Source organism: Streptomyces sp. NPDC101181 (assembly GCF_044767975.1).
Lineage (GTDB): Bacteria > Actinomycetota > Actinomycetes > Streptomycetales > Streptomycetaceae > Streptomyces.
The window spans coordinates 228,387-251,402 of record NZ_JBIWOX010000010.1; the positions used below are offsets into that span (position 1 = coordinate 228,387).

Genomic DNA, 23,016 nt, shown 5'->3' on the forward strand with positions numbered 1-23,016 from the left:
CGAGTGCGCAGCCGCCGGGCTGCGGAAGGCCACGAAAGCCGCGCCGCCGCGCCGCGCGGTCAAAGAAGCGAACAAGGAGATGCAGTGAGCGTCACGGCAGCACAGGGGTTCTCGGCGGCGGGCATCGCCGCGGGGATCAAGCAGAGCGGCAACCCGGACCTGGCCCTCGTGGTCAACCACGGGCCCCGTCGCGCCGCCGCGGGCGTCTTCACCTCCAACCGCGTCAAGGCCGCCCCCGTCCTCTGGTCGGAGCAGGTCCTCAAGGGCGGTCAGGTCACCGCCGTCGTCCTCAACTCCGGTGGCGCCAACGCCTGTACGGGCCCCAAGGGCTTCCAGGACACCCACGCCACCGCCGAGAAGACCGCCGAGGTGCTTCAGGGCCACAGCGCGGGCGAGGTCGCCGTCGCCTCCACCGGGCTCATCGGCATCCCGCTCCCGATGGACAAGCTGCTCCCCGGCATCGAGCGGGCCGCCGCCGCCCTGAGCGAGCACGGCGGGGAGAAGGCCGCCATCGCCATCAAGACCACCGACACCGTCCACAAGACGGCCGTCGCGGGCGGCGAGGGCTGGACCGTGGGCGGCATGGCCAAGGGCGCGGGCATGCTCGCCCCGGGCCTCGCCACCATGCTCGTCGTCCTCACCACCGACGCGGACGTGGCAGCCCCCGCGCTGGACGCCGCCCTCCGCGAGGCCACCCGGACCACCTTCGACCGGGTCGACTCCGACGGCTGCATGTCCACCAACGACACCGTGCTGCTCCTCGCCTCCGGGGCGAGCGGCATCGCCCCGGAACAGGGTGCGTTCGCCGAGGCCGTCCGGGCCGTCTGCGCGGACCTCGCCCGGCAGCTCATCGGGGACGCCGAGGGCGCGTCCAAGGACATCCGGATCGAGGTGGTCAACGCGGCCACCGAGGACGACGCCGTCGAGGTCGGCCGGTCCATCGCCCGCAACAACCTCCTCAAGTGCGCCGTCCACGGCGAGGACCCCAACTGGGGCCGGGTCCTCTCCGCCATCGGCACGACCGGGGCCGCCTTCGAACCGGACCAGCTCAACGTCGCGATCAACGACGTCTGGGTCTGCAAGAACGGCCAGGTGGGCGAGGACCGCGACCTCGTCGACATGCGCTACCGGGAGGTCAGGATCACCGCCGACCTCGCCGCGGGCGCCGAGTCCGCCGTCATCTGGGCCAACGACCTCACCGCGGACTACGTCCACGAGAACAGCGCGTACAGCTCATGAGCGCCGCGCGGAAGCACACCGCACTGCCGAAGGCGCAGACCCTCATCGAGGCGCTGCCCTGGCTGACCCGGCACCACGGCAGGACCGTCGTCATCAAGTTCGGCGGCAACGCCATGATCGACGACGACCTGAAGGCCGCCTTCGCCCAGGACGTCGTCTTCCTGCGGCACGCCGGTCTCAAGCCCGTCGTCGTGCACGGCGGCGGCCCCCAGATCAGCGCCCAGCTCGACAAGCAGGGCCTGGTCAGCGAGTTCAAGGCCGGGCTGCGGGTCACCACCCCCGAGGCGATGGACGTCGTACGGATGGTCCTCGCCGGACAGGTCCAGCGCGAACTGGTCGGCCTCCTCAACCAGCACGGCCCCCTCGCCGTCGGCATCACCGGCGAGGACGCCCACACCATCACCGCCACCCGGCACCGCCCCACCATCGACGGTGAATCCGTCGACATCGGCCGGGTCGGCGAGATCACCGCCATCGACACCGGGGCCATCCGGGCGCTCCTGGACGACGGCCGCATCCCCGTCGTCTCCTCCATCGCGCGCTCCGCCGACGACCACCACGTCTACAACGTCAACGCCGACACCGCGGCCGCCGCGCTCGCCGCCGCTCTGGACGCCGAGACGCTGATGGTCCTCACCGACGTCGAGGGGCTGTACGAGGACTGGCCCAACAGCGACGACGTGATCAGCCGCCTCACCGCCGGCCAGCTGGAGAAGCTGCTGCCCGAGCTGTCCAGCGGCATGGTCCCCAAGATGCAGGGGTGCCTGCACGCCGTGCGCAACGGCGTCGAGACCGCCCGGGTCATCGACGGCCGGGTCCAGCACTCGATCCTGCTGGAGATCTTCACCGACGAGGGCATCGGCACGATGGTCGTGCCGGACGCCCCCATCGACGTCCACACCGGGCCCGAACAGGGGGAATCATGACCGGCACACAGACCGCGGGGCTCACCTCGCGGTGGCGCGACACGCTGATGGACAACTACGGCACCCCCCGCCTCTCCCTCGTCCGCGGGCAGGGCGCCCACGTCTGGGGCGAGGACGGCACCCGCTACCTCGACTTCGTCGGCGGCATCGCGGTCAACGCCCTCGGCCACGCGCACCCCGCCGTCGTCGAGGCCGTCTCCACCCAGATCGCCTCGCTCGGCCATGTGTCGAACCTGTTCATCGCCGAGCCGCCCGTCGCGCTCGCCGAGCGGCTGCTCCAGCTGTCCGGCCGCGAGGGCCGGGTCTTCTTCGCCAACTCCGGCGCGGAGGCCAACGAGGCCGCCTTCAAGATCGGACGGCTCACCGGCCGCTCCCACATGGTCGCCACCGACGGCGGCTTCCACGGCCGGACGATGGGCGCGCTCGCCCTCACCGGCCAGCCCGGCAAGCAGGACCCGTTCCGCCCCCTGCCCGGCGACGTCACCCACGTCCCGTACGGAGACGTGGACGCGCTCCGCGCGGCCGTCACCACGGAGACCGCCCTCGTGGTCATCGAGCCGATCCAGGGCGAGAACGGCGTCGTCGTCCCGCCCAAGGGCTATCTGGAGGCGGCCCGGGAGATCACCCGCGCCACCGGGACCCTGCTCGTCCTGGACGAGGTCCAGACCGGTGTCGGCCGGTGCGGCCACTGGTTCGAGCACCAGGCACACCAGGACGTCGAGCCGGACGTCGTCACGCTCGCCAAGGGGCTCGGCGGCGGGCTGCCGATCGGTGCGGCCATCGCGTTCGGCCCGGCCGCCGGCCTGCTGAAGCCGGGTCATCACGGCACCACGTTCGGCGGCAACCCGGTCGCCTGCGCCGCCGGACTCGCCGTCCTGGACACCCTCGCGGCCGACGGGGCGCTCGACCAGGTCAAACGGCTCGGCGAGCGGATCCGCGACGGCGTCGAGGCGCTGGGACACCCGCTGGTCTCCCACGTCCGCGGCAGCGGGCTGCTGCTGGGTATCGTGCTCACCGGACCCCTCGCACCGCAGGTGCAGCAGGCGGCCCAGGGAGCCGGCCTCCTGGTGAACGCACCCGCCCCCGATGTCGTACGGCTCATGCCGCCGCTGATCATCGGTGACGCGGAGGTGGACGCGTTCCTGGAGATCCTGCCGGGGGCTCTCGACGCGGCACACGGGGACGGACGATCCGGAGCATGACCATCCGGAGAATGAGGCGACGACGATGACCGAGGCGCAGGAGACCGAGCACGGCGGACCCGCCGTGCCGCAGACCCGCACCGCCCGCCACCGCCGGATCGTGGACATCCTGAACCGGCAGCCGGTCCGCTCGCAGAGCCAGCTGGCCCGACTCCTCGCCGACGACGGGCTGAGCGTCACCCAGGCGACGCTCTCCCGCGACCTCGACGAACTGGGCGCGGTCAAGATCCGCAACACCGGCGGCGAGCTGATCTACGCGGTGCCCAGCGAGGGCGGCTTCCGCACCCCGCAGGCCCCGCTGGGCGGTTCGGCCAAGGAGGAGCGGATGCGCAGGCTCTCGGCCGAACTGCTCATCTCGGCCGAGGCCTCGGCCAACCTGGTGGTGCTGCGTACGCCGCCGGGCGCCGCCCAGTTCCTCGCCTCGGCGATCGACCAGGCCGAACTGCACGACATCCTCGGCACGATCGCGGGCGACGACACCCTGATGCTCATCAGCCGCGACCCGGGCGGCGGCCAGGCGCTCGCCGACCATCTGCTGAGGCTCGCTCAGAACGACCGCTGAGCCGCCGCGTTCAGTACCGCGTGATCGCGGTCGGGCCCGAGGAGGTCCCGACCGCGATGTGCGGACGCCGCTCCGGCCTCGCCCAGGCCAGGATCTCGGCCATGGCGTCCGCGGGGACCGAGACGCACCCGGCCGTCGCCCCGCGTCCGTTGACATGCAGGAAGATCCCGGCGCCCCGGCCGCGTACCGGACGGTCGTAGTTGAAGCCGGTCACCAGGGCGCGGGCGTACTGCGTGCCGTAACCCACCAGGTGCTCGGCCTCGTCCGCCCGGCAGTGCTCCGGGCGCGGCTCCACCCACCGGTTGTACGCGCGCGAGGCGTTGTCCTGGCACCACCAGGAGTCCTCGTTCACCTTCCGGTAGGGATACGTCGTGCCGGCCGGGGCGTCCTCGATGCCGAAGGCGTACGGCAGGTCGTACAGCCCGGTCGGGGTGGTGCTGGTGCCCTGTTCCCGGGTCGTCCCCTCGGTGAGCCCGTTCGCCCCGAACCGCGCGGGCGCCGACCCGGCCGCCGTCCACCGCCCCGCCCGACGCTCCCACCAGGTCACCGTCCCCGTCGTGGCGGCGTCGTCGGGAGCCTCGGCGGTGATGAGCTGCGAGCCGCCCCCGGTGTCCGCCAGCCGGTGGGGGAGGGGCGGCGGGGCGTCGGCGGGTCCGGCCCCGGTGGAGCCGGCGGCCAGGGCGAGGAGGGCGACGGCGGTCGCCAGTGATCTGCGCATGTCCCGGACCGTACGGCGGCTTCCGCCGGCGCCCCACCGCACCTGCTCCGTACGGCCCAGCGCCCGACCGGCGGGCGTCGGACGTTCCGTCGGCACCGCGGGCGCCGGGGTACGGTCCTCCTCCGAGCGGCCGGGAACGCCCGCCGCCCCGCCGAATTGACTAGGCATGCATAAGGTCGCATACTTATGCCGCACGGTCCCGCTCAGCCCCGTCCCCCGGCGGGCAGGCGGCCCGCACCTACGCCCCGGTCTTGAGGAGCACGCAGTGAGCAGCAACAACGGTGACGTCCGGCTCTGGGGCGCGCGGTTCGCCGACGGACCGGCCGAGGCGCTGGCCAGGCTCTCGGCCTCCGTCCATTTCGACTGGCGGCTCGCGCCGTACGACATCGCCGGTTCCCGCGCCCACGCGCGCGCCCTCAGCCAGGCGGGTCTCCTCACCGAGGACGAGCTGACCCGGATGCTCGCCGGGCTCGACCAGCTCGAAGCCGACGTCGCCGACGGCTCGTTCACCGGCACCATCGCCGACGAGGACGTCCACACCGCCCTGGAGCGCGGCCTGCTGGAGCGCCTCGGCCCCGACCTCGGCGGCAAACTGCGGGCCGGCCGGTCCCGCAACGACCAGATCGCCACGCTCTTCCGGATGTACCTGCGCGACCACGCCCGGACCATCGGCGGCCTGATCGCCGACCTCCAGAGCGCGCTCGTCGGCCTCGCCGAGGCCCACCAGGACGTCGCGATGCCCGGCCGTACGCACCTCCAGCACGCCCAGCCCGTGCTCTTCGCCCACCATGTGCTCGCCCATGTGCAGTCCCTCTCCCGGGACGCCGAGCGGCTGCGCCAGTGGGACGAGCGCACCGCCGTCTCGCCGTACGGCTCCGGCGCGCTCGCCGGTTCCTCGCTCGGGCTCGACCCGCGGGCGGTCGCCGCCGACCTGGGCTTCGAGCACGGTTCGGTCGCCAACTCCATCGACGGGACCGCCTCGCGGGACTTCGTCGCGGAGTTCGCCTTCATCACCGCGATGATCGGCGTGAACCTGTCCCGGATCGCCGAGGAGGTCATCATCTGGAACACGAAGGAGTTCTCCTTCGTCACCCTCCACGACGCCTTCTCCACCGGCTCCTCGATCATGCCGCAGAAGAAGAACCCGGACATCGCGGAGCTGGCCCGGGGCAAGTCCGGCCGCCTCATCGGCAACCTCACCGGCCTGCTCGCCACCCTCAAGGCCCTGCCCCTCGCGTACAACCGGGACCTCCAGGAGGACAAGGAGCCCGTCTTCGACTCCTGCGACCAGCTGGAGGTCCTGCTGCCCGCCTTCACCGGGATGATGGCCACCCTCACCGTCAACCGCGAGCGCATGGAGGAGCTGGCCCCGGCCGGCTTCTCCCTCGCCACCGACATCGCGGAATGGCTGGTCAAGCAGGGGGTGCCGTTCCGGGTCGCGCACGAGGTGGCGGGCGCCTGCGTCAAGGAGTGCGAGCGCCACGGCATCGAGCTGGACCAGCTCACCGACGAGCAGTTCGCCGCCATCTCCGAGCACCTCACCCCCGAGGTGCGCACGGTCCTCAACGTGCGCGGCGCCCTCGCCTCCCGCAGCGGCCGGGGCGGCACGGCGCCCTCCGCCGTCGCCGTGCAGCTCGCCGAGCTGAAGGACGATCTGGCCGCCCAGCACGCCTGGGCCACGGCCCGCTCCTAGGGGGTGCCACGGCCGCCCGCACGGCGTCGTCGCAGGTGTACGAGAGATGTCGCGGGCTACGTTGACCGGGGTAGGAGTATCCGCAACCGACCCCGAGGAGCCCCGATGCCCTTCGCCGCCCTGGCCGCCGCGACCACCCCGACCGCCCACATCGGACTGGGCCTCGCAGCCGTCGGCAGGCCCGGATACCTCACCCTCCACCGCGACCGGGACCTCCCCGCCGACCGGGACGTCGACACCCTGCGCACCCGTACGCACGAACTGCTGGACGCGGCGTACGCCCAGGGCGTCCGGTACGTCGACGCGGCCCGCTCCTACGGCCGGGCCGAGGAGTTCCTGGGGGAGTGGCTGGCCGCCCGGCCCTCCTTCACCGACCTCGTCGTCGGCTCCAAGTGGGGCTACACCTACACCGCCGACTGGCGCACCGACGCCGAGGTCCACGAGGTGAAGGAGCACAGCCTCGCCGCCTTCGAGCGCCAGCGCGCCGAGACCCGCGAACTCCTCGGCGACCGGCTCGACCTCTACCAGGTCCACTCGCTCACCCCCGACAGCCCGGCCCTCGCCGACAAGGAACTCCACGAGCGGCTGGCCGCCCTCGCCGCCGACGGGGTTGCCGTCGGCTTCTCCACCAGCGGCCCCGCCCAGGCCGACGCCATCCGGTCCGCGCTCGCCGTCACGGTCGGCGGCGAACCCCTCTTCCGTACGGTCCAGGCCACCTACAACGCCCTGGAGACCTCGGCCGCCCCGGCGCTCGCCGAGGCCCACGACGCCGGGCTCACCGTGATCGTCAAGGAGGGCCTGGCCAACGGGCGGCTCGCCGGGGACGAGGCCCCTGCGGTCTTCCGGGAGATCGCCGCCCGCGCGGGGGTGGGCGGCGACGCCGTCGCCCTGGCCCTCGTCCTCCACCAGCCCTGGGCCGGGGTCGTCCTCTCCGGAGCGGCCACCGTCACCCAGCTCGCGGGGAACCTGCACGCCGCCGTCGTCGGCCTCGACGAGGAGCAGCGGTCCGGGCTCGACGCGCTCGTCGAGGAGCCGGAGGCCTACTGGCGGCACCGCGCGGCCCTGCCCTGGCACTGAGCGGCGCGCGGACCCGGGGACGGCGGTCCGGCGGGCGTCGCCCCGCGCCGCGCGCCCCGGGTCAGGGGCTCGTGAGGATCACCAGCCGCCGCGTCGCCCGGGTCATCGCCACATAGCGGTCCACCGCCCCTTCGACACCCGCCCCGAACGCCTCCGGGTCCACGAGCACGACCAGGTCGAATTCGAGGCCCTTGGCCAGCTCCGGGCTCAGCGACCGTACCCGGGAGGTGCCCCGGAACGCGGGGGCGCCGATCACACAGGCCGTGCCCTCGGCGTGCTCGGCCAGCCAGGCGCCGAGCACCGCGTCCAGCTCCCGGGCCGTCCCGTGGGCGACGGGGTGGCCGCCGTCGCGGACGGACGTCGGCACGTTGGCGTCCGGGAGGACGGCCCGGATCACCGGCTCGGCCTCCGCCATGATCTCCTGCGGTGTGCGGTAGTTGATGCTCAGGGAGGCCAGGGTGATCCGGTCGAGCCCGACCCGCTCCAGCCGCTCGCGCCACGACTCGGTGAACCCGTGCCGGGCCTGCGCGCGGTCCCCGACGATCGTGAAGCTCCTCGACGGACACCGCGCCAGCAGCATGTGCCATTCCGCGTCCGTCAGCTCCTGCGCCTCGTCGACCACGACGTGCGCGAACGGCCCGGCGAGCAGGTCGGGGGCCACCGCGCCCAGCCCCTCCGGATCGGCCAGGGAGTTCCGCAGATCCTGGCCCCGCAGCATCATCAGCGCCCCCTCCTCGTCCGCGTCGGCCTCGGCCAGGGTCTCGTCGGCCAGCAGGGTGTCGATGACCTGGTCCATCCGCTCACGCTCGACCGCGGCGGCGGCCTCCTGACGCCGTCTGCGCCGCGCCGCCTCCGGGTCGCCGAGCCGCTGCCGCGCCGCGTCCAGCACCGGCAGGTCGGACACCGTCCACGCCCGCGCGTCCGCGCGCTGGAGGGAGCGCACCTGGTCGGCGCTCAGCCAGGGCGCGCACCTGCGCAGATACGCGGGTACCGACCACAGGTCCGCGACGAGGTCGGCCGCCTCGATCAACGGCCACGCCCGGTCGAAGACCGCCTTCAGCTCGGTGTTCCCCCGCAGGGCCGCACGCAGCTGCGCCTCGGAGGCGTCGGTGCCGCCGTCGTGCCGGTCCACCAGGATCGTGACCAGTTCCTCCCACACCTGCTCGCGCGCCTCGTTGTGCGGAACACCGGGCTCCGCCGCCTCGAAGGCCGCGGCCCAGTCGGCGGCGCTCAGCCGGACGGCGGACCAGGGCGTCTCGACCCGCAGCGCCGCGGTGGGCGGCTCCTCGTAGAACCCGACGGCGGGCTCGACGGCCCGCACCATCTCCGCGGAGGCCTTCAGGCGCGCCACCTCCGGGTCGGCCTCGGTGCCCGCCGTCGTCCCCTCGTCGACGAGGTCGCGCAGGGTGCAGGTCCGTACGCCCTCCTCCCCGAGGCTCGGGAGCACATCGGCCACGTACCCCAGATAGGGCCGGGACGGACCGACGAACAGGACGCCGCCCCGGCGGTGGCCCAGGCGCGGGTCGGAGTGGAGGAGATACGCCGAGCGGTGCAGCGCGACGACGGTCTTGCCGGTGCCCGGTCCGCCGTCCACCACGAGGGCTCCCCGGGAGCCCGCCCGGATGATCGCGTCCTGATCGGCCTGGATGGTGCCGAGCACATCGCGCATGTGGGCCGAGCGGTGGTCGCCGAGACTGGCGATGAACGCCGACTGGTCGTCCAGCGCCGCATGCCCGGCGAAGCCGTCCGGGGCGAACACCTCGTCCCAGTAGTCGCTGACCCGGCCGTCGGTCCACCGGTAGCGGCGGCGGCTCGCCAGGCCCATCGGGTTGGCGTGGGTGGCCCCGAAGAAGGGCTCGGCGGCGGGGGAGCGCCAGTCGACCAGGAGGCGGCGGCCCGTGCTGTCGGTCAGCCCGAGCCGTCCCACGTACACCGGTTCGGAACCGTCCGCGCCGGCCATGTACCCGAGGCACAGGTCCAGGCCGAAGCGGCGCAGGGTGCGCAGCCGGGCGGTCAGCCGGTGAATCTCCGCGTCCCGGTCCATCGCCTGCCGGCCGGTGCCGCCCGGGGCCCGGCGTTCGGCTTCGAGACGCCCGGACAGTTCGGCGACCGACGCGTCCAGACACCGGGCCACGGCGGCGAAGTGCCGCTCGTCGTCGGCGATCAAAGCCGGTTCGGCCTTGGCGGCGAGCCGGTCGGGGAGGGCGAAGGCGCTGGTGGCCATGGGTTTCACGTCGTCAGTTCCGTTCGTGGTTTCGGCCGCGCGGGGCGGCCGACGACTTCGTCCGTACGGGGATGGGCGATGATTCTGCGGCATTTGGGGGGTCTTGCCGCAAGACCCCCCATGCGCTATACCTTGAGAGTGGCAAGGAGTGAGTTCACCTCCGGCCGCCCCCTCCGTTTCCGGCGAGTGCGCCGACCCCTCCGCTTCCGGTGGCCGAGCCGCCCCCGCGCGAGTGATGCGCCGGTGATCGAGCTCCGCTTCTGGTCGTCCCGCTCTCCCTCCGGCTCTTCCCATGAGCGCCAGTGAGACGAGAATGTCTCAAGTGAGTTATGGTTGTCTCATGACTCTCGACCGTGAGCAGGTGTTGCGCAGCGCCGCCGCCCTGCTGACCCACAAATCGACCGCCACCATGGACGAGGTCGCCAGAGCAGCCGGGATCGGCCGGGCCACGCTGCACCGTCACTTCGCCGGGCGCGACGCCCTCGTCAGGGCGCTGGAGGACCTGGGCATCCAGGAGTTCGAGGCGGCCCTGGACGCCGCCCGGCTCGACGAGGGCACCTCCGAGGAGGCTTTGCGCCGCCTCATCGCCGCCGTCGAGCCCAGCGCCGGACTCCTCTCGTTCCTCGTGGGCGAGAACCAGCTCTTCGAGGGCGACGAGGTCAACGAGGGCTGGAACCGGGCCGACGCCCGGGTCGCCGCCTTCTTCCGCCGCGGCCAGGAGCGCGGCGAATTCCGTATCGACCTCACCCCCGCCTGGCTGACCGAGGCCCTCTACGGGCTCATCGGTACCGGCGCCTGGGCCGTCCAGGCGGGACGGGTCGCCGCACAGGACTTCTCGTACATGATCGTCGAGCTGCTGCTCGGCGGAGCACGCCGGAGCGTGGAGCAATGAGCACCATCGACCAGCACCCGAAGACCGTCGACGCGGAGCGCCGCCCCGGACGGTGGATCGCGCTCGCCGTGCTCGTCCTCGCCGTGCTGCTGGTGGCCGTCGACGCCACCGTCCTGGGCCTCGCCACCCCGTTCCTCAGCGAGGATCTCGCGCCCACCGGCAACCAGCTGCTCTGGATCGGCGACGTCTACTCCTTCGTCATCGCCGGTCTGCTGGTCTCGATGGGCAGCCTCGGCGACCGCATCGGCCGCAAGAAGCTGCTGCTGGTCGGCGCGGTCGCGTTCGGCGCGGTCTCCGTCCTCAACGCGTACGCGACCTCACCCGAGATGATGATCGTGGCCAGGGCCCTGCTCGGTGTCGCGGGTGCCACCCTGATGCCGTCCACCCTCGCCCTCATCCGCAACCTCTTCCACGACCCGCGCGAGCGCAGCCTCGCCATCGGCATCTGGGGAGCGATGGCCTCGGCGGGCGCGGCGGTCGGCCCGGTCGTCGGCGGATTCCTGCTCGAACACTTCTGGTGGGGCTCGGTCTTCCTGATCAACCTGCCGGTGATGGCCGTGCTGGTCGTCGTCGGCGTCAAGCTGATCCCCGAGTCGAAGAACCCCTCGCCCGGCCCGTGGGACATGCCCAGCGTCGGGCTCTCCCTGGTCGGCATGATCGGTGTCGTCTACGCCATCAAGGAAACGGCCTCGCACGGGGCGAGCTGGGGCGCCGGTGCGGCCGCCGTTCTCGGCGTCGTCGCGCTCACCTGGTTCGTCCGCAGGCAACTGCGGCTGCCCGCGCCCCTGCTGGACATGCGGCTCTTCCACCACCGGGGCTTCTCCGGCGCGGTCCTCGCGGACCTGCTGACCATCCTCGGCCTGTCGGGCCTGGTCTTCTTCCTCTCCCAGTACCTGCAACTGGTGCAGGGCCGGGGGCCGCTGGAGGCCGGGCTCGCCGAACTGCCCGCGGCCGTGGGCGCGGTGACCGCCGGTCTGCTGGCCGGATTCGCCGCCCGCCGGTTCTCGGTGCGCGCGGTCGTGGCGGGCGGACTCGGCGCGGTGGGTCTGGCGCTGGGCACGGTGACCCTGCTCGACCAGCACACCGGCTATCCGCTGCTGGGCTCCATGCTGCTGGTCGTCGGTGTCGGCGCCGGGTTCGCCTTCACCGTCACCGCCGACGTCATCCTCTCCAGCGTCCCCCAGGAGCAGGCCGGTTCCGCCTCCGCGGTCTCCGAGACGGCCTACGAACTCGGCGCTGCCCTCGGCATCGCCCTGCTCGGCTCCATCGTCACCGGCGTCTACCGGGGCTTCCCGACCCCCGCCGGAGTCTCCGCCGGCGTGGAGTCGGCCGCCCACGAGTCACTGGGCGGAGCCGTCGAGGCGGCCGCCGCGCTGCCCGCGGCCCAGGCCGGTCCGCTGGTCTCCGCGGCCCAGGAGGCGTTCGTCGGCGGACTGCGGTCGGCAGCGGGCGTCGGCGCGGCGGTGCTGCTCGCGGCCGCCGTCGCCGCCTGGTTCCTGCTGCGCGGCCAGAAGCTGGAGGACGGCGTCGAGCACCCGTGACCACGGGCACGGCGTGGACCGCCCGGCAGCCTCGGTACCGCGTAAAGCGTCCGGCAGCCGCGGGATACGCCGTGGACCGCCCGGCAGCCGCGCGTACGGAGAAGGGCCCGCACCCCGGTCGTGGGGTGCGGGCCCTTCCCGCTGCGCCGTCAGGTCCGCGAGGTCAGGCGGCCTTGGCCTTGGTGGCGTACATGTCCACGTACTCCTGGCCGGAGAGCCGCATCACCTCGGACATCACCGAGTCGGTCACCGCCCGCAGCACATAGCGGTCGCGGTCCATGCCCTCGTAGCGGGAGAACTCCATCGGCTCGCCGAACCGCACCGTGACCTTGCCGGGCCGGGGCAGCCCCGCACCGCCCGGCTGGAGCTTGTCCGTCCCGATCATCGCGAAGGGGACCACCGGGGCGCCCGTCATCAGCGTCAGCCGCGCGATCCCGGTACGGCCCCGGTAGAGGCGGCCGTCGGGGGAGCGGGTGCCCTCCGGGTAGATCGCGAAGGCCTGCCCCTCCTCCAGCACCCGGCGCCCGGTCATCAGCGCCGCGACCCCGCCCCGGCCGCCGTCCCGGTCCACCGGGATCATGCCGCAGCCGGTGAAGAACCAGGCCATCAGCCGGCCCTTGAGCCCCTTGCCGGTCACGTACTCGTCCTTGCCGATGTAGAACACCGGCCGGTCGCAGCAGACCGGCATGATCATCGAGTCGATGAACGTGAGGTGGTTGCCCGCGAGGATCACCGGCCCGGTCCCGGGAATGTTCTCGGCGCCCTCCACCTGTGGGCGGAACATCAGGCGCAGAATCGGTCCGAGCACTGCCTTGATGACCGTGAGACGGGACAACGGTTCCTCCGGTGTCGTGGCCGGGCCGACCGCGGTGGATGGGGTGGAACGGGCGGTGGCCGGTGCCGACGGATGATGGTCGGTGCAGGTGAGGACGATACTCGCGGGTATGCGCTGATCGCACATCGGGTTCACGTGGCGGATACGCCGTGTTGACGCCTGTTCCCGCCATGTTGGCCGCCGGTCCGCCCTTCGTTGCACCTTCCAGCCTACGATCGGGCCTCGCCGGACGGACCAGGACACCACCGAGCGAGGAGCACTCATGACGGAGCGTGCGCGGACGACCCCCGGCCGACGGGCCCTGCTGGGCGCCGCGGCCCTCGGCACGGCCGCCCTCGGCCTGCCCGCCGCCGCCCAGGCAGCCGAGCGGGGCCGGGGCCACGGCGGCGGCCACGGATCGCTGCGCGAACTGCCCGTCCCGACGGTCGTCGGACACCGCGGGGCCAGTGGCTACCGCCCCGAGCACACCCTCGGCTCCTACCAGCTGGCTCTCGACCTGGGCGCCCACATCGTGGAGCAGGACCTCGTCCCCACCAAGGACGGCCACCTCGTCTGCCGCCACGAGAACGACATCACCGGCACCACGGACGTCGCCGACCACCCCGAGTTCGCCGGACGCAGGACCACCAAGCGCATCGACGGCGTCTCCTACACCGGCTGGTTCACCGAGGACTTCACCCTCGCCGAGCTGAAGACCCTTCGGGCCACGGAGCGCATCCCCGGCAGCCGCCCGGACAACACGCTCTACGACGGCCGCTGGGACGTCCCCACCTTCGAGGAGGTCCTGCGCTGGGCCGACAGGGAGGGACGCAGGCGCGGAAAGCCCGTCTGGCTGTACGTCGAGACCAAGCACCCCACCTACTTCCGCAAGCTCGGCCTCGGCCTGGAAGAGCCGCTGGCCCGGCTGCTGCGCCGCCACGGCCGCCACCGCGGGAACTCCCCGCTCATCCTCCAGTCCTTCGAGCCCAGCTCCGTCCAGCGCCTCGCCCGCCTGGTCGACACCCCGCGCATCGTGCTGCTGTCCGGCCCGAAGGAGCGCCCCTGGGACTTCGTCGAGGCTGGCGACCCGCGCACGGTGGCCGACCTGGTCACGCCCGCCGGTCTGCGGTGGATGGCCTCCTTCGCCCAGGGCATCGGCCCCACCCTGGACCTGGTCATCCCCAAGGACGCCTCGGGGCGGCTCACCACTCCGACGACGCTGGTGCGGGACGCGCACGCGCGGGGCCTGCTGCTGCACCCGTACACCCTGCGCAACGAGAACAGCTTCCTGCCCGCGGACTTCCGGCGGGGCACCGACCCCAACGCCTACGGGGACGTCTTCGGGGCGTACGCCGCGTACTTCGCCACCGGTATCGACGGGATCTTCGCCGACCACCCGGACACGGCGCTGCTCGCGGCGGCGGACCACGCCGCGCGCTGATCCCGTACGCACACGAAACCGGTGACGGCGGGCCGCCGGTGACCGCGTCCCGCCGTCAGCCGGCCGCCCCGGTGTGCCCCGGTCGGGTGGTGCCGTCCCGCCGGGGCAACCGGGCGCCGTCCCCCGTACGTCCGCGGGGGCATGACGCTTCTCGACCATGACCCCGCGGCCGCCACCGCGCTCGTCGTCCGTGCCTTAGGGCCCCTGGTACGCGCGGAGGCGCGAGCGGAGGCTCCCGCCGCCGGGCTCGACCCCGCCGACCTCGAACAGGGCGTGTGGCTGCGGCTGCTGGAGCGCCCCGGGCACGCCGGGCCACCCGCCGACCCGGCCCGCTGGGTGCGCGACTCCGTCCGCGCCGAGGCCCGCCGGGGACGCCGCACGGCCCGGCGGGAGGGCCCGTACGCCGGAGGGGAGCCGGCCGCCGGACCGGCGGGCTGCCCCGAACGCGCCGCCCTCGGCGCGGCCGAACACCGGGCGCTGCGCGCCGCGGTGGCCCGGCTGCCCGGACCCTGTCCCCGGCTGCTGACGGCGATGCTCGACCCCGCCGATCTGACCTACCGGGAAATCGCAGGGCAGTTGGGTATGTCACAGGGCAGTTTGGGTCCGATCCGTTCCCGTTGCCTTGGATGTCTGCGCAGAATGCTGGCGGCGGAGGTTGTCGCTCCATCCGTGCGGGGATAGAGAGCGGTAGGCAACCGGCGGACAGGTGAGCGGGAGGCGTGCACACATGGGCATGAGCGTGAACATCTCGGCGGCGACGGCACAGGACGTCGAGCAGATCTTCAGACTCCAGTACCTCTGCTTCCAGCGCGAGGCGGAGCTGTACGACAACTACCGGATCGACCCGCTCGTCCAGACACTCGACTCCCTGCGCGCCGAGGTCGCCGACGACCTGGTGTTCGTGGCCCGGCTCGGTGACGAAGTCGTCGGCTCGGTACGGGGGTTCACCGATACGGAAGGCACCGGGCTGATCGGCAAGCTCTGTGTGCACCCCCGCCTCCAGGGCCACGGCCTCGGCGCCCGGCTGCTGCTCGCCGCCGAGTCGGCGCTGTCGGCCGAGCGGGCGGCGACCCGCTACCGGCTGCACACCGGTCACCGCAGCGAGAACAACCTCCGGCTCTACCGGCGGGCCGGATACGCCCAGGTCGGAGACGTCACCGGGGCGGACGGCGTCCGGCTGATCCTGCTGGAGAAGGACGCCGCGGCGCGGGACTACGTAGCCAGCGCCTGAGCGCGGGCGGCGCCCCGACGCGGACCGGCGAGCGGGTCAGGCCCTCTTCGCCCGGCGCAGCCAGATCATCCCGGTGACCGGCAGGATCACCGGGATGAACAGGTAGCCCATCCCGAAGTCCGACCACACCGTCGACTCGGGGAAGGCGGACGGCTCGGCCAGCGTCCACGCGCCGACGACCAGCACGCCCAGAAGCTCGGCCGCGCAGCACACCAGCGCCGCCCGCCGGGCCCTCTCCCCGCCGCGCACCAGCGAGTACGTGATGAAGCCGTACACGACGGCGGCGACGGCCGAGAGCGTGTAGGCGAGCGGAGCACGGTCGAACCCCCGGACCATCTCGACGATCGAACGGGATGCCGCCGCCACCGTGAACACACCGTAGAACCAGACCAGGACCCGGCCCGGACCGCTGCCCAGCTCGAAGGACGGCTTCGCCGCCGTGTCCGCCTCGTGACGGCCCGTCTCGCTCACGTCAGTTTCCCCAGATGTCGTAGAGCCGCACTTCGAGCACCGCGAGCACGAACGCCCCCGCCGCGACCGTCACCGATCCCCAGCGGGTCCGCTCCGTCAGCGACAGGAACCCCGCCGCCGGTACGGCGGCGAACGCCCCGATCAGATAGGCGACGAACACCGTCGTCCCCTGCTCCGGCCGCTCCCCGCGCGCCAGCTGTACGACGCCCACCGCCAGCTGCGCCAGCGCCAGGACCGAGACGACCGCCATCCCGATGAAATGCCAGTCCTTCGTCGGCTGGTCCCGGTAGGCGGCGTGTCCGCACCAGGCGGCGAGGGCGAGCGCGGCCACGGCGACCGCGACCGTCAGGGCGTCAAGCATGTAGTGAGGGTATTACGGACGGATCGCCCGCCCGTCTGCGGCCCCGGGCCCGGCGCGCGAGGGCGCAGGAGGACGGATGACGGCCGACGGTCCCGATCGTGCAGGTCTCACGCGTCCGGAGGCACGATCGTGGCCTTGGCCACAACCGGTGGTCGGCGTTCCACATCCCGAGCGCCCGCGCGGCACCGGACGAAGGTCCGGAAAGCTGGTATCGCCGCAGGTCAAGACCGTGACGCCGGGCCGGCCCGGGTGATCCGGAACCGGTCGCACCGGCCGTCCAGCGCTGTCCGCTATCCGGACAACGTGGATCGCGCTGACCGCACGTCTGTTTTACTGGGCCCATGACCACGACGAGCAGCCGCACCCTTGCGACCGAGGCGATCAGCACGCCCGGTGCTCGTTGTATGTGTCGAATGCGCGCCTTCTGAGGGTCCCCGCCTGAGCCTCGCGCCCCGAAGCGAGACCGAGCCTGTGCCGTTCGCCGCCAGGAGAACGAGCCCGCCCGCGCATGCGCTGCCCCCGGCCGACCGCCGCCGGAAGCCATGCCGAGACGTAACCCGGCCGACCAGCCCGAACAGTCTCTTCAGACGATTGCCCCGTGCCCGGCGGACTCCGCGCCGCGCACTCGACAGTGACGGAAAACCCCCTGTGATCACCACTACGGGCCTCACGAAGGTCTACCAGTCGCGCGACCGTGAGGTCACCGCACTCGACGGCGTCGACCTGCACGTCCGCGAAGGCGAGGTGTACGGCGTCATCGGACAGAGCGGCGCCGGGAAGTCCTCCCTGATCCGCTGCGTCAACCTCCTGGAACGTCCCACCTCCGGCACCGTGACCGTGGCCGGGCAGGACCTCACCGCCCTCGCCGGCCGCGGCCGGAGGGCGAGCGCCGAGCTGCGCCGGGCGCGTACCCGCATCGGCATGGTCTTCCAGCACTTCAACCTGCTGGACTCCCGCACCGTGCTGGACAACGTGGAGCTGCCGCTGGAGATCCTCGGCGTCTCCGGCCAGGCCCGCACCCGCAAGGCGAAGGAACTGCTTGACCTGGTCGGCCTCGCCGACAAGGCGAAGTCCTACCCCGGCCAGCTCTCCGGCGGGCAGAAGCAGCGCGTCGGCATCGCCCGCGCCCTCGCGGGCGACCCCAAGGTGCTGCTCTCGGACGAGGCGACCTCCGCGCTCGACCCTGAGACCACCCGCTCCATCCTCCAGCTGCTGCGCGACCTCAACCAGCAGCTCGGCCTCACCGTCCTGCTCATCACCCACGAGATGGACGTCGTCAAGACCGTCTGCGACTCCGCCGCGCTCATGCGGCGCGGGCGGATCGTCGAGTCCGGGACCGTCACCGGACTCCTCGCCACCCCCGGCTCCGAACTGGCCCACGAGCTGTTCCCGGTCGGCGGCGCCGCCACCGGCCCCGACCGCACGGTCATCGACGTCACCTTCCACGGAGAGGCCGCCTCCCAGCCGGTCATCTCCCAGCTCTCCCGTACGTACAACATCGACATCTCGATCCTCGGCGCCGCGATGGACACCGTCGGCGGCAGGCAGATCGGGCGGATGCGCATCGAGCTGCCCGGCCGCTTCGAGGAGAACGTCGTCCCCATCGGCTTCCTGCGCGAGCAGGGCCTCCAGGCCGAGGTCGTCGACGGCGACCCCGCCCCCGGCGGAGCCGCCGCCGACGACGTGCCGGAGCAGACGCCCGCCCCGCTCACCAAGGAGGTCGTCAAGTGACCTGGTCCGAAATGCAGCCGTTGCTCACCCAGGGCACCGTCGACACCCTCTACATGGTGCTCTGGTCGGCGCTCGTCACCGTCGTCGGCGGACTGCCGCTCGGCGTCCTGCTGGTCCTCACCGACAAGGGCGGACTCCTCCAGAACGCGGTGGTCAACAAGGTCGTCGGCGTGGTCGTGAACATCGGCCGTTCGCTGCCGTTCATCATCCTGCTGATCGCCCTGATCCCCTTCACCACCTGGGTCGTCGGCACCTTCATCGGCCCCACCGCGATGATCGTGCCGCTCGCCGTCGGCGCCATCCCGTTCTTCGCCCGGCTGGTCGAGACGGCGATCCGGGAGGTAGACCACGGGCTCGTCGAGGCGGTCCAGTCGATGGGCGGATCGATCCCCACCATCGTCCGCAAGGTGCTCCTGCCGCAGGCCCTGCCCTCGCTGGTCTCGGGCGTCACCACCACCCTCATCGTGCTCATCGGCTACTCCGCGATGGCCGGGGCGGTCGGCGGCGAAGGGCTCGGATCCAAGGCCGTCACCTACGGATTCCAGCGCTTCGACAACCAGTTCATGCTGATCACCGTCGCGCTGCTGATCGTCATCGTCACCCTGATCCAGCTCATCGGCGACCTCGCCGTGCGGCTGCTGGCCCGCCGCGGCCGCACCGCCTCCTGAGGCCCACGAAACCGCCTCCAGAGAGGCACACGAACCAGCCTCCTGAGGCCCACGAACCTTCCGCCCCACCAAGCCCGAACTCCTTGTCCGGGCGCACCACCACCCGTAGGAAAGAGGCACTTTTCGTGCGCAGGAACATCAAGATCACCGCAGCCGCCGCTTCCGCCGCCGCGCTCGCCCTCGGCCTGAGCGCCTGCGGCACGGACTCCGACCCCGCCTCCAAGGGCGAGACCGGCGCCGGGGCCGACACCTCCAAGGCCCTCGTCGTCGCCGCGTCCCCGACGCCGCACGCCGGCATCCTGGAGTTCGTCAAGAAGAACCTGGCGGAGAAGGAGGGCCTCAAGCTGGAGGTCAAGGAGTTCACGGACTACGTCCTGCCGAACACCGCCACCCAGAACGGCCAGGTCGACGCCAACTTCTTCCAGCACAAGCCCTACCTGGACGACTTCAACGCCAAGCAGAAGACCACCATCGTGCCCGTGGTCAACGTGCACCTGGAGCCGCTGGGCCTCTACTCCAAGACGGTCAAGGACCTCAAGGGCATCAAGCCCGGCCAGACCATCGCCGTCCCCAACGACACCACCAACGAGGGCCGCGCGCTCCAACTGCTCGCCGACAACGGCCTGATCGCCCTCAAGGACGGCGTCGGCACCAGCGCCAAGCTGAGCGACATCACCGACAAGAAGGGCCTGGAGTTCAAGGAGCTGGAGGCCGCCACCGTGCCCCGCGCCCTCAACGACGTGGACGCCGCCGTCATCAACGGCAACTACGCCCTCGAGGCCGAACTGGCCCCGGCCAAGGACTCCCTCGCCCTGGAGAAGGCCGAGGGCAACCCGTACGCCAACTTCCTCGCGGTGAAGAAGGGCAACGAGAAGGACCCGCGCGTCGAGAAGCTCGCCAAGCTCCTCAACTCCGACGAGGTCAAGAAGTTCATCGAGGACACCTACCAGGGCTCGATCGTCCCGGCCTTCGGCACCCCCGCCACGTCCTGACACCCGCCCCGCGCCCGCCGACGGAGCCCCGCCCCTCCCGCCCGGGAGGCGCGGGGCTCCGTCGCGCGGACCCGCCCATGCACAACGCCGACCCGATGCTGCATGCTGTGCCTTTACCCGGTCCTCGGCATGGAGCTGCGCATGACTACCACCTTTCCGTCCGTCTCCATCAGCACGGACAGGTTGGTGATGCGCCCCTTCGAGATGGCCGACATCCCCGCGCACATCGAGATGATGAACGACGAGATGGTCATCGCGTGGATGGACGGCCCCCACCCGTACACCCAGGTCGACGCCGAACGCTGGGTCCGCAGGATCGCCGCCGCGGAACGCACCGGCGGCCACGGCATCGCCCTCGCCGTCACCGAGTTCCTCACCCAGCGGCTCGTCGGCAGCGTCCGCCTCCTCAACACCGACTGGCGCACCCGCTCCACCGAGGTCCGCTACATCACCGCCCCCTGGGCCCGCGGTGAGGGGTACGCCACCGAATCGGTGCTGGCCGTGGCCGAATGGCTCTTCCGTGACCAGGGCTTCGAACGCATCGAGCTGCGCACCCCCGCCGACAACACCGCCTCCCAGCAGGTCGCCCAGAAGCTCGGCTGCATCAGCGAGGGCGTTTTGCGCAACGCCCGTATCGCCCGCACGCGGACCGAGAACGGCACCGACGGCGGCTGGACCGACATCCGCACCGACCTGATCGTCTGGGGGCTCCTCCCCGAGGACCTCGAAGGCGTCGCCGACGAACTGGCCGACGCGGGCGGCTACGGCACGTACAACGACTGGAAGTAGCACCCGAGGCCCCCCGCGGGGCCCGGAGACCGACCGGGTACTCTCACCCCTGCCCGGCACGCGCGGGCCACCCCGCCCGGCACGCACGGACGGACGCGCCCCACCCCTCCGACACCCCAGGAGACAGACGACGATGGCCGACCGGGTCACGGTGATCGGCTGGGACGGCACGCCACTGACCAGAGCGGCCACGGCCGCCCTCACGGCCGCCACGCTCGTCGCGGGCGCCGCCCACCACCTCGCCCTGCCGGAAGTGCCTCCCGACGCCGAACGCATCCGCCTCGGCAGTGTCGACCTGGCCGCCCGCCGGATAGCCGGACACCGCGGCAGCGCCGTGGTCCTCGCCGACGGCGACCCCGGCTTCTTCGGCGTCGTCCGCACCCTGCGCGCCCGCGAACACGGCCTCGAAGTCGAGGTCGTCCCCGCCGTCTCCTCCGTCGCCACCGCCTTCGCCCGCGCGGGCATGCCCTGGGACGACGCCCAGATCGTCGTGGCCCACCCCCGCGCCCTGCGCCGCGCGGTCAACGTCTGCCGCGCCCACCACAAGGTCGCCGTCCTCACCTCGCCCGGCGCGGGCCCCGCCGAACTGGCCCTCCTCCTCGACGGCGTTCACCGCACCTTCGTCATCTGCGAGGAGCTCGGCACCGACCGCGAACGCGTCACCGTCCTCACCTCGGACAAGGCCGCCGACCACACCTGGCGCGACCCCAACGTGGTCATCGTCGTCGGCGGCACCGGCCCCGAGACGACCGCCGCGAGCGCCTGGATCGCGGGCCGCCCGCCCGCCTACCCCCAGGGCGTACGGGGCTGGGCCCTGCCCACGGCCGCCTACCGCGAAGCCGGGGTGGACCGGATGCCGGACTCCGGCGAGGGCGAGTTCCCGGGGCTCCGCGCCGCCCAGCTCGCCCGCCTCGGCCCCCGCACCGGCGACCTCGTCTGGGACATCGGCTCCGGCAGCGGCGCGTTCGCCGTCGACGCGGCCCGCTTCGGTGCGGCCGTCCTCGCCGTGGACGCCGAACCGGCCGCCTGCGCCCGTACCGAGGCGGCCGCCCGCGCCGTCGGCGTCCCCGTCCAGGTGGTCCGCGGCCGCGCCCCGCACATCCTGGAGCGGCTGCCCGAACCGGACGTCGTACGCATCGGGGGCGGGGGAGTCCCGGTCGCCCGAGCCGTCCTCGACCGGCGGCCGGAACGCATCGTCACGCACGCCTCCACCCGCGACGAGGCCGAGGCGCTCGGGGCGGCGCTCACCGGCAACGGCTACACCGTCGAGTGCGCGCTCCTCCAGTCCGTCGACCTGGACACCGAACTGTGGACCGAGCGGGAGAGGTCCGTCGTGTTCCTCCTCTCGGCGGGGCGTTCGGACCCCGCCCCCTGACCCGTTCCGCCCGGTACGCGAGGTAGGCTGGCCGATTGTTGTACCGCGCCCGGCCGTTCGACGTTTCGTTCGTCAATGTCCGGAAAAGTGGACTGTTTTGGTCCGCTTCGTGGTACGGCACGACCCGGGGGACGCGCAACGTGGCGCAGTCCACAGTGAGCCGTGGCGGAACCACCTGCCGCGGCGGCGATCGGCCGCGAGAATGGGAAGCTCCGCGGGCGTTTCGTGCCGCGCGGCGAGCCCGCTCGTTCTTGTTGACGAGCACCGGCGTGCCGTGGTTCGGCGTCCCGGGCGAAGGGCCGAAGAAGCACTGACGATGGGCGAGGGGTACGCATGACTGACACCGGCCAGATCCCGGGCGAGGGACTGCCGGAGAACGCAGGCATGGTGGAGCAGCCGGGCGCCCCCGCCCCGGACGCCTACACCTTCCTCGACCCCTCCGCGCACACCCCCGAGGACGACGACCTCCTCCTGATGCCGGCCGCCCAGGGCGCCTGGAGCGACGCACCGCAGACCTCCCCGGCCCCCGCCCCGGAACAGTCCGCCGTCCCAGCCGCGGTGGCCACCCAGCAGCCGCCCGCCCCGGCCCCCGCACAGGCCCCGCCGCCCGAGCAGCCCGGACAGTCCGCGCAGCCGTTCCAGGCCCAGCAGCAGTACGCGGCGCGGCCGGAGGCCCCCGCGCGGGGCGAGGCGGCCCCGGCCCCCGCCGAGCCGCACGGCACCCACGAGTCCGGCGGCCGCGACTCCGGCTCCGTCGACCTGAACGGCGTCCGCATCCCCGAGCTCGCCCCGGCTCCGGTCGGCGCGCACGCCGCACCCGCCCCGGCGCCCGCCCGTCGCCCCCTGCACCGGGGCCCCGCCGCGGCCGAGGCCCCGTCGTACGGCGGCGGTACACAGGGCGGCGGGGTGGTCCGCTCCCTGGCCGACCGGGGCCCCGCCGGGGGGGGGGGGGCGTTCCGCGCCGCCTCCCGCGCCCGGCTCCTGCACTACGACCGGGCCGCCGCGGTCCGGTTGCAGGCGGGCGGCGGCGACGCACTGGCCGTGTTCGGCCGCCCGCCCTCCTTCGAGG

21 protein-coding genes and 1 pseudogene are annotated in these 23,016 nt (G+C 72.8%); 17 read left to right on the forward strand and 5 right to left on the reverse strand.

Features of this window, described 5'->3' with window-relative positions:
* The first annotated feature begins 84 nt into the window (after window positions 1-84).
* From argJ to ACIRRU_RS17525, 4 genes are read left to right on the forward strand one after another with little or no spacing between them, the layout of a single operon-like run.
* Window positions 85-1,239, forward strand: a complete 1,155-nt coding sequence (gene argJ / locus ACIRRU_RS17510) for a bifunctional glutamate N-acetyltransferase/amino-acid acetyltransferase ArgJ (RefSeq protein WP_403681196.1) — start codon at window positions 85-87, stop codon at window positions 1,237-1,239.
* Entirely contained in the window at window positions 1,236-2,165 is a 930-nt protein-coding gene (argB, locus tag ACIRRU_RS17515) for an acetylglutamate kinase (RefSeq protein ID WP_403681198.1), read from the forward strand. Before argJ ends, argB begins: the two co-directional genes overlap by 4 nt.
* A complete protein-coding gene (locus ACIRRU_RS17520; protein WP_403681201.1) occupies window positions 2,162-3,367 on the forward strand; it encodes an acetylornithine transaminase in 1,206 nt (401 codons plus the stop codon). The genes argB and ACIRRU_RS17520 overlap by 4 nt, the downstream gene beginning before the upstream one ends.
* Window positions 3,368-3,392: 25 nt before the next feature.
* Window positions 3,393-3,929 carry an arginine repressor gene (locus tag ACIRRU_RS17525; RefSeq protein WP_363202400.1) on the forward strand — a complete coding sequence of 179 codons (537 nt, stop codon included), beginning with the start codon at window positions 3,393-3,395 and terminating at the stop codon, window positions 3,927-3,929.
* 10 nt (window positions 3,930-3,939) lie between these two features.
* Here the strand turns inward: ACIRRU_RS17525 and ACIRRU_RS17530 are convergent, their stop codons facing one another.
* Window positions 3,940-4,647: a L,D-transpeptidase gene (locus ACIRRU_RS17530; RefSeq protein WP_403681204.1), complete on the reverse strand. Its 708-nt coding sequence runs from the start codon at window positions 4,645-4,647 to the stop codon at window positions 3,940-3,942.
* A gap of 265 nt (window positions 4,648-4,912) precedes the next feature.
* On the opposite strand from ACIRRU_RS17530, the gene argH reads away from it, so the two are divergent.
* Window positions 4,913-6,340 (forward strand): argininosuccinate lyase, encoded by a 1,428-nt coding sequence (gene argH, locus ACIRRU_RS17535; RefSeq protein WP_403681205.1) that lies wholly within the window; start codon window positions 4,913-4,915, stop codon window positions 6,338-6,340.
* Between the two features lie 105 nt (window positions 6,341-6,445).
* Window positions 6,446-7,417, forward strand: coding sequence for an aldo/keto reductase (locus ACIRRU_RS17540; protein WP_403681207.1), 972 nt, complete (start codon window positions 6,446-6,448; stop codon window positions 7,415-7,417).
* Window positions 7,418-7,478: 61 nt separating this feature from the next.
* Here ACIRRU_RS17540 and helR read toward each other — a convergent pair whose 3' ends face one another.
* On the reverse strand, window positions 7,479-9,650 hold the full coding sequence (gene helR / locus ACIRRU_RS17545) for an RNA polymerase recycling motor ATPase HelR (protein ID WP_403681210.1): 2,172 nt from the start codon (window positions 9,648-9,650) through the stop codon (window positions 7,479-7,481).
* A 331-nt stretch (window positions 9,651-9,981) separates the two neighbouring features.
* On the opposite strand from helR, the gene ACIRRU_RS17550 reads away from it, so the two are divergent.
* Both ACIRRU_RS17550 and ACIRRU_RS17555 read left to right on the forward strand, forming a co-directional pair.
* Entirely contained in the window at window positions 9,982-10,533 is a 552-nt protein-coding gene (locus ACIRRU_RS17550) for a TetR/AcrR family transcriptional regulator (RefSeq protein ID WP_403681213.1), read from the forward strand.
* Entirely contained in the window at window positions 10,530-12,074 is a 1,545-nt protein-coding gene (locus ACIRRU_RS17555) for an MFS transporter (RefSeq protein ID WP_403681216.1), read from the forward strand. Before ACIRRU_RS17550 ends, ACIRRU_RS17555 begins: the two co-directional genes overlap by 4 nt.
* A 163-nt stretch (window positions 12,075-12,237) precedes the next feature.
* Here ACIRRU_RS17555 and ACIRRU_RS17560 read toward each other — a convergent pair whose 3' ends face one another.
* Complete coding sequence (locus ACIRRU_RS17560) at window positions 12,238-12,909, reverse strand: 1-acyl-sn-glycerol-3-phosphate acyltransferase (protein WP_093687482.1); 672 nt, start codon at window positions 12,907-12,909, stop codon at window positions 12,238-12,240.
* A gap of 262 nt (window positions 12,910-13,171) precedes the next feature.
* Here ACIRRU_RS17560 and ACIRRU_RS17565 point away from each other — a divergent pair, with 262 nt between their 5' ends.
* The 3 genes from ACIRRU_RS17565 (at window position 13,172) to ACIRRU_RS17575 (ending at window position 15,560) form a co-directional block, all read left to right on the forward strand.
* On the forward strand, window positions 13,172-14,329 hold the full coding sequence (locus ACIRRU_RS17565) for a glycerophosphodiester phosphodiesterase (protein ID WP_403681219.1): 1,158 nt from the start codon (window positions 13,172-13,174) through the stop codon (window positions 14,327-14,329).
* Between the two features lie 141 nt (window positions 14,330-14,470).
* A complete protein-coding gene (locus tag ACIRRU_RS17570) occupies window positions 14,471-15,010 on the forward strand; it encodes a sigma-70 family RNA polymerase sigma factor (RefSeq protein WP_403681222.1) in 540 nt (179 codons plus the stop codon).
* Between the two features lie 46 nt (window positions 15,011-15,056).
* Complete coding sequence (locus ACIRRU_RS17575; protein ID WP_403681224.1) at window positions 15,057-15,560, forward strand: GNAT family N-acetyltransferase; 504 nt, start codon at window positions 15,057-15,059, stop codon at window positions 15,558-15,560.
* Window positions 15,561-15,596: 36 nt separating this feature from the next.
* On the opposite strand, the gene ACIRRU_RS17580 is transcribed toward ACIRRU_RS17575, so the two are convergent.
* Together ACIRRU_RS17580 and ACIRRU_RS17585 are read right to left on the reverse strand one after the other, a co-directional pair.
* Window positions 15,597-16,031, reverse strand: coding sequence for a hypothetical protein (locus ACIRRU_RS17580; RefSeq protein ID WP_403681227.1), 435 nt, complete (start codon window positions 16,029-16,031; stop codon window positions 15,597-15,599).
* A 1-nt stretch (window position 16,032) separates the two neighbouring features.
* Entirely contained in the window at window positions 16,033-16,392 is a 360-nt protein-coding gene (locus tag ACIRRU_RS17585) for a hypothetical protein (RefSeq protein ID WP_363202411.1), read from the reverse strand.
* Between the two features lie 648 nt (window positions 16,393-17,040).
* Between ACIRRU_RS17585 and ACIRRU_RS17590 the strand changes: the two genes are divergently transcribed.
* From ACIRRU_RS17590 to ACIRRU_RS17615, 6 genes and pseudogenes are all read left to right on the forward strand, one after another.
* A complete protein-coding gene (locus ACIRRU_RS17590; RefSeq protein WP_403681229.1) occupies window positions 17,041-18,123 on the forward strand; it encodes a methionine ABC transporter ATP-binding protein in 1,083 nt (360 codons plus the stop codon).
* Entirely contained in the window at window positions 18,120-18,791 is a 672-nt protein-coding gene (locus ACIRRU_RS17595) for a methionine ABC transporter permease (RefSeq protein ID WP_363202413.1), read from the forward strand. The genes ACIRRU_RS17590 and ACIRRU_RS17595 overlap by 4 nt, the downstream gene beginning before the upstream one ends.
* 125 nt (window positions 18,792-18,916) lie before the next feature.
* Window positions 18,917-19,783, forward strand: coding sequence for a MetQ/NlpA family ABC transporter substrate-binding protein (locus tag ACIRRU_RS17600; RefSeq protein WP_403681231.1), 867 nt, complete (start codon window positions 18,917-18,919; stop codon window positions 19,781-19,783).
* 102 nt (window positions 19,784-19,885) lie between these two features.
* Window positions 19,886-20,572, forward strand: a complete 687-nt coding sequence (locus ACIRRU_RS17605) for a GNAT family N-acetyltransferase (protein ID WP_363202415.1) — start codon at window positions 19,886-19,888, stop codon at window positions 20,570-20,572.
* A 133-nt stretch (window positions 20,573-20,705) separates the two neighbouring features.
* Window positions 20,706-21,947: a precorrin-6y C5,15-methyltransferase (decarboxylating) subunit CbiE gene (cbiE, locus tag ACIRRU_RS17610; protein WP_403681232.1), complete on the forward strand. Its 1,242-nt coding sequence runs from the start codon at window positions 20,706-20,708 to the stop codon at window positions 21,945-21,947.
* A 333-nt stretch (window positions 21,948-22,280) separates the two neighbouring features.
* A pseudogene (locus ACIRRU_RS17615) lies at window positions 22,281-23,016 on the forward strand (hypothetical protein); the annotation flags it as partial.